The 4,247-nt window shown below is 58.8% G+C and carries 4 protein-coding genes and 1 pseudogene; 2 read left to right on the forward strand and 3 right to left on the reverse strand.

What is annotated here, in order from left to right; genetic code table 11:
* Window positions 1-162: 162 nt before the first annotated feature.
* The 3 genes from ALO64_RS13405 to ALO64_RS13415 form a co-directional block, all read right to left on the reverse strand.
* Window positions 163-591, reverse strand: a complete 429-nt coding sequence (locus tag ALO64_RS13405) for a GntR family transcriptional regulator (protein WP_044345645.1) — start codon at window positions 589-591, stop codon at window positions 163-165.
* A gap of 125 nt (window positions 592-716) precedes the next feature.
* Complete coding sequence (locus ALO64_RS13410; protein WP_328586225.1) at window positions 717-2,753, reverse strand: LPD7 domain-containing protein; 2,037 nt, start codon at window positions 2,751-2,753, stop codon at window positions 717-719.
* Window positions 2,754-3,040: 287 nt separating this feature from the next.
* Window positions 3,041-3,460, reverse strand: a complete 420-nt coding sequence (locus tag ALO64_RS13415; RefSeq protein ID WP_044345647.1) for a hypothetical protein — start codon at window positions 3,458-3,460, stop codon at window positions 3,041-3,043.
* A gap of 220 nt (window positions 3,461-3,680) precedes the next feature.
* Here ALO64_RS13415 and ALO64_RS13420 point away from each other — a divergent pair, with 220 nt between their 5' ends.
* Together ALO64_RS13420 and ALO64_RS25970 are read left to right on the forward strand one after the other, a co-directional pair.
* Window positions 3,681-3,956, forward strand: coding sequence for a hypothetical protein (locus ALO64_RS13420; RefSeq protein ID WP_044345648.1), 276 nt, complete (start codon window positions 3,681-3,683; stop codon window positions 3,954-3,956).
* Between the two features lie 54 nt (window positions 3,957-4,010).
* Window positions 4,011-4,247: pseudogene (locus tag ALO64_RS25970) on the forward strand (hypothetical protein); the annotation flags it as partial.

Below are 4,247 nucleotides of genomic sequence, written 5' to 3' on the forward strand. Positions count from 1 at the left end.
GATTTTCCAAAAAGCCCCGCCGGCAAGCGGGGCTTTTTGGTTTCTGCGATTCGTGAATCTACATCGTCGCTTTCCTGCAAATAAAACTGTGCCGGATAGTAACATGGGACCTCCGCTTTTCGCCCTACAAAATCCGTTGCTTTCAAAGAGCTAGGCCACTCATCAGCACGGAGTGGGGCGCAGCAGGCCCAGGACGCGCAGGATTTCGTTTTCAAAGGCCACTTTTGATTCGAGGTCGGCCAGCCTCTTATGGCCCTCTGCAACGCACCTCAGCAAGCCAGGCAGGTGACCGCACTGGGGCGGCTCATTGCCGTTCGTGACCAGGTAGCCCTTGTGGTACTGCGCGGCAATGTAACCCTGGGTCTCCAACGAGCGCAGCGCCTCGCGCACGGGCATTCGGCTGACCTGAAAAGCATTGGCGATGGCTTGCTGCGCAAGCCGTTCACCCGGTTCAAGCCGTCCATCCATGATGGCCTCACGAAGCGCCTCTTCAATCGTCTCGCGAGGCAGCACGACAGGCTGCGCAATGCCGAGGGCAATGGTTTCGAGCACGTGCTGCGCGTGCAGTTTTTGCGTTCTGCGGTTACTCATTTACTTCTCCTTTTTGCGTATGCGAACAGAACCCTGCGCCAGCGCGCCGGACTTGGCGCTGCACAGGGTTGAGGTGTGATTTCTTAGGTGCCACCTCCTGGCTAGGAGGTGGCACATCAAGCGGCTCAGTCCATGCTCATGCCGTCTTCTTCATCAGGCGATGACAGCTCCGGTGTGCCGGCTGCTGCGGCCTGCCCCTTGGGCGTGGTATCAGCCACTTCCCGCTCAGGCGCGATGGGCTGCGCTGACCATTCGCGGCGGTTGACCGTTTTGTCCGTCACAGTGCCATCCTCTTCAATGACCTGCACCACGACAGGCCGCGTGCCCAGGTCTTCCAAACGCACCTGGTCACCTTGCTTCAGATTCGAATCCTTCATGGCATCTTCCAGCCCTACGCCCCACACCGTGCGGGGTCTACCCCCCTCGGGCTTGAGCGTCACGAAGTAGCTCATCTGGTTGTCTTTCTTGTGCTGATACGGTGCTTCCCCGTGCTCGATCAGCGCACCCTCAATGACCTTGCTCTTGGCAGGGGCTGTCTGGCCCGTTGCTGGTTGAGGTGCAGGGAACAAACGGTCTTCCACCTCATTGACTATTTGCGCAGCCATCGCCGTGAGGTGGTCCAGGTCATCGACCAACTTAGGCGAGTTTTCGACTTGCTTGTAAGCGGCGACGATGCTGGCTTTGAACGCTTCGCGATAGCTGTCGTTTTCCATGTAAGCCGTCAGCAGGGCAGCCGCTTCAGGGGTCTTGTCATTCGTCGCAATGATCCAGAAGGCATGGTCTTCACCTCGCAAGCCCATGACCGTATCAGAGGCCCTGACATCCGCTTCAGACATCGGAAAATCACGACGCCATTGTGCTTCAAGCCTGACCAGCTCGCTGGGGCTCTGCAGGTCAGGGTCGTTGGCCTGAGCAGGCTTCGCGGCTTCTGGGCTCACCGGTTCAGGCGCAGCGTCTGAAGGCGTTGGCACGGGGGTCGGCGTTTCTGCTGAAGCCGTTGCTGCGGAATCCGCCGCCGGTTGCGCACGCTGCGCCTGCCATTGCGCAAACGCCTGGTCACCTTTGGGCTCGCCACGCTCTGGAATGCCCAGGGTGATCGCCACCGTCTCCACGAACGCAATGCGCTCTGGTTCCGGCACGGTGTCCAACTGGGTGGCCAGCGCCTGGCTCACCTGCTCAGCCGTTTTGCCTTCGCCGTACAGCGCCTCGATCGGCACCGTAACGCCCATGCGATCCGCCTGGTCGCGCACGTCCCGCGTGGAATCGTTTACGTGCCGGGTAAGGTCGTTGGCAGGTCCAATGATTAGGCCGTCACGTTCAATCTCCAGCTCTGCACGGCGAGCCGCCAGGCTTTGGTTCATGGCCTTGTCAGTGAAGTGAACGTCCAGACCGTTCTTGGCCACGGCCTCGATCACCAGCTTTTTGAAGTCGGCGGTGCCGGTGATGGTGAGTGTGCTGCCAAACCTTTCCCGGGCCAGCTGGAGGGCCACGGACACCCCGGACTCGGTAATCCCCGTGCGACGCATGGAGATTGTTTTGCCCGTGTCCACAAACAGGGTCTTGTCGGTCTGCTTGTCCAGGTAATGCACGTTCTGACTGAACTTGGCTTTGCGCGTGTAAAGGTCCTTGGCACTTAGATCGCGCGCGCGCTGACTGGCGGCGGCGGGATCAACCTGTTTGGCAAAGCGATCCATGACCCGCTTCACACGGTCACGCACGCCTTCAGGGCCAGGCCCTCTGGCACCGCTGATGCTGAAGCCTGGGTCTTCTTTTTCATCGTCTAAAAGATTGCGTATGGCTGCACTGCCCATGAGATTTACCTCGATGTTGGGTTTCGGGTTGCGGAACTGTTCACGTGCTTTGAGCCGTTCGAAGGTCAGCACGGAAACCAGCTGCGCCTTGTCCTGGCGGGTTAAGCGTTGATCGGAGAACACGGCGCGCCTGAGCGCGTAATACTGCTGATCGATCCGGCGTATGGCCCGGCGATGAGCCGGGGCAATCTGGTTGTGCTGCGCTTCCCGCGTGAAATACGCGGCCACCGTCGAGGCCTGCCTGTTAACGGTCAGGGCCTTGATCGAGGCGCGCTTGAACACCAGCGCCTTGTCTGTGGGCCGCTTGAGCGGATCGAACAGCATCCGGGCGCGCTGCTCGATGTCAGCCACCGTGGCGACCCGGTGGGGGTTCTTGGCGTAGGGCGGGACGACAGAGCCAGGCCGCCATTGGCGGGGAGGGCGAGGCTTGCCTGGAGCCCTGGGCCTACGCCCGGCAGTGGATCGTCCAGGCGTTGCTGTCGCAGTCGCTGCCTTGGGCATCGACGTGACGGAAGGTGCTCTGTAGAACACCAGCGCGTTGTCAGAAGGCTTCTTGAGCGGATCAAAAAGGCGTCGGCCTCGCTCCTCGATGTCAGCGATGGTGGCGACACGGTGAGGGTTCTTGGCATACGGCGGGATTATTCGTCCAGCTCGTACTCGGGCGTTTCGGGGCTTTCCAGCTCCGGCCCGGCGTCGGCCTGTAGCGCCTGCTGGCGTTGCTGTTCCCGTTGCCTCCTGAGAAACGGCGGCAGGCCCGCTTCCTCCTCTTCCTCGCTCAGCTGTGGACCCGTTCCGTCTTCCTCGTCCTCCTCCTGGTACAGGTGGTCGCAATCCAGAATCTCCTCCTGGTTGCGACTGTCCCAGGTGAACGTGTGCATCACTGGGCAGTAACAGCGCACCGTCACGGCTTCGGGCCGATCCGGCTTGCCGGTGATCTGCCACATCGCTGACGGACAGGTCTTGCAAGCCATCGGCAGGCTCGGCAGTGCGTCGCCCCGTAGTTTCAGCAGGACTTCGCTGGTGATCTCTCTGTCGTTGCCCGGTGTGTACGTTTTCATTGTGTTCTCCATGGACTTGGTAGAATTTCTGCTCGCGCTCAGCAAGCAACTGCTGACGCTCTTCTGGGCTGGCAGCCACATAACGCTTGCGAAACGCCGGTGTCGCCTTCTCCACATACTTGATTTCCATCGCCCGTTGCGGCCATTCAGTTAACCGCTGGGCAATGATCGCTTTATCAAGCGGCTCCTTTTTCAAGTCGCGCCTGACGATAAAGTTATCGTGAAAGATGGTTTCTTTGAGGTTGGTAAACTTCGCATCGCCGGGCAACTTGACGGCCACGTACTCATTGTCTTTGCCCTGATTGCGGATGCGCGTTTCACCGTAGGTGGCCGCCAACTCATAGAACGCCTCACGGCTGGTCACGTTCTTTTCAATCACCTGCTTAACCAGCGTTTGCTTGAACTCCCGATTCTTACCGTAGAAGTCATCGCCCTTGTACCTGGACAGCACGCTTGCGGCATCAGCAATGTCTACCCGAACATTCTCTCTGGGTGACGCAAGGTTGTACTTCTGGTTTAGATATTCCTGGAAAGCCTCAAAATACTTCTCATGATTCTTATAGAAGCCCACGGGGTTGGCTTCATTACCACTGAGCAAGTTGATACGCGGCACGATGACGTGGATATGTGGCTTGCGTTCGACAGGCTTGCCGGTCTTCTTGTCAGTTACACATTTAATCTTGGGCAAATGCGCCTCAGCGTAAAAATTGAATTCTTCCGCTTTATACGCATACATGAGAAACTGTTTGAATTCGGCTGTAACGGCTTTAAGGAAGCTCCGAGCAAG

The organism is Pseudomonas meliae (assembly GCF_001400515.1).
Lineage (GTDB): Bacteria > Pseudomonadota > Gammaproteobacteria > Pseudomonadales > Pseudomonadaceae > Aquipseudomonas > Aquipseudomonas amygdali.

What these genes read in the sequence shown, in the direction of transcription:
- ALO64_RS13405 (WP_044345645.1), bottom strand. Translation starts at nt 591, where the DNA reads ATGAGTAACCGCAGAACGCAAAAACTGCACGCGCAGCACGTGCTCGAA.
- ALO64_RS13415 (WP_044345647.1), bottom strand. Translation starts at nt 3,460, where the DNA reads ATGAAAACGTACACACCGGGCAACGACAGAGAGATCACCAGCGAAGTC.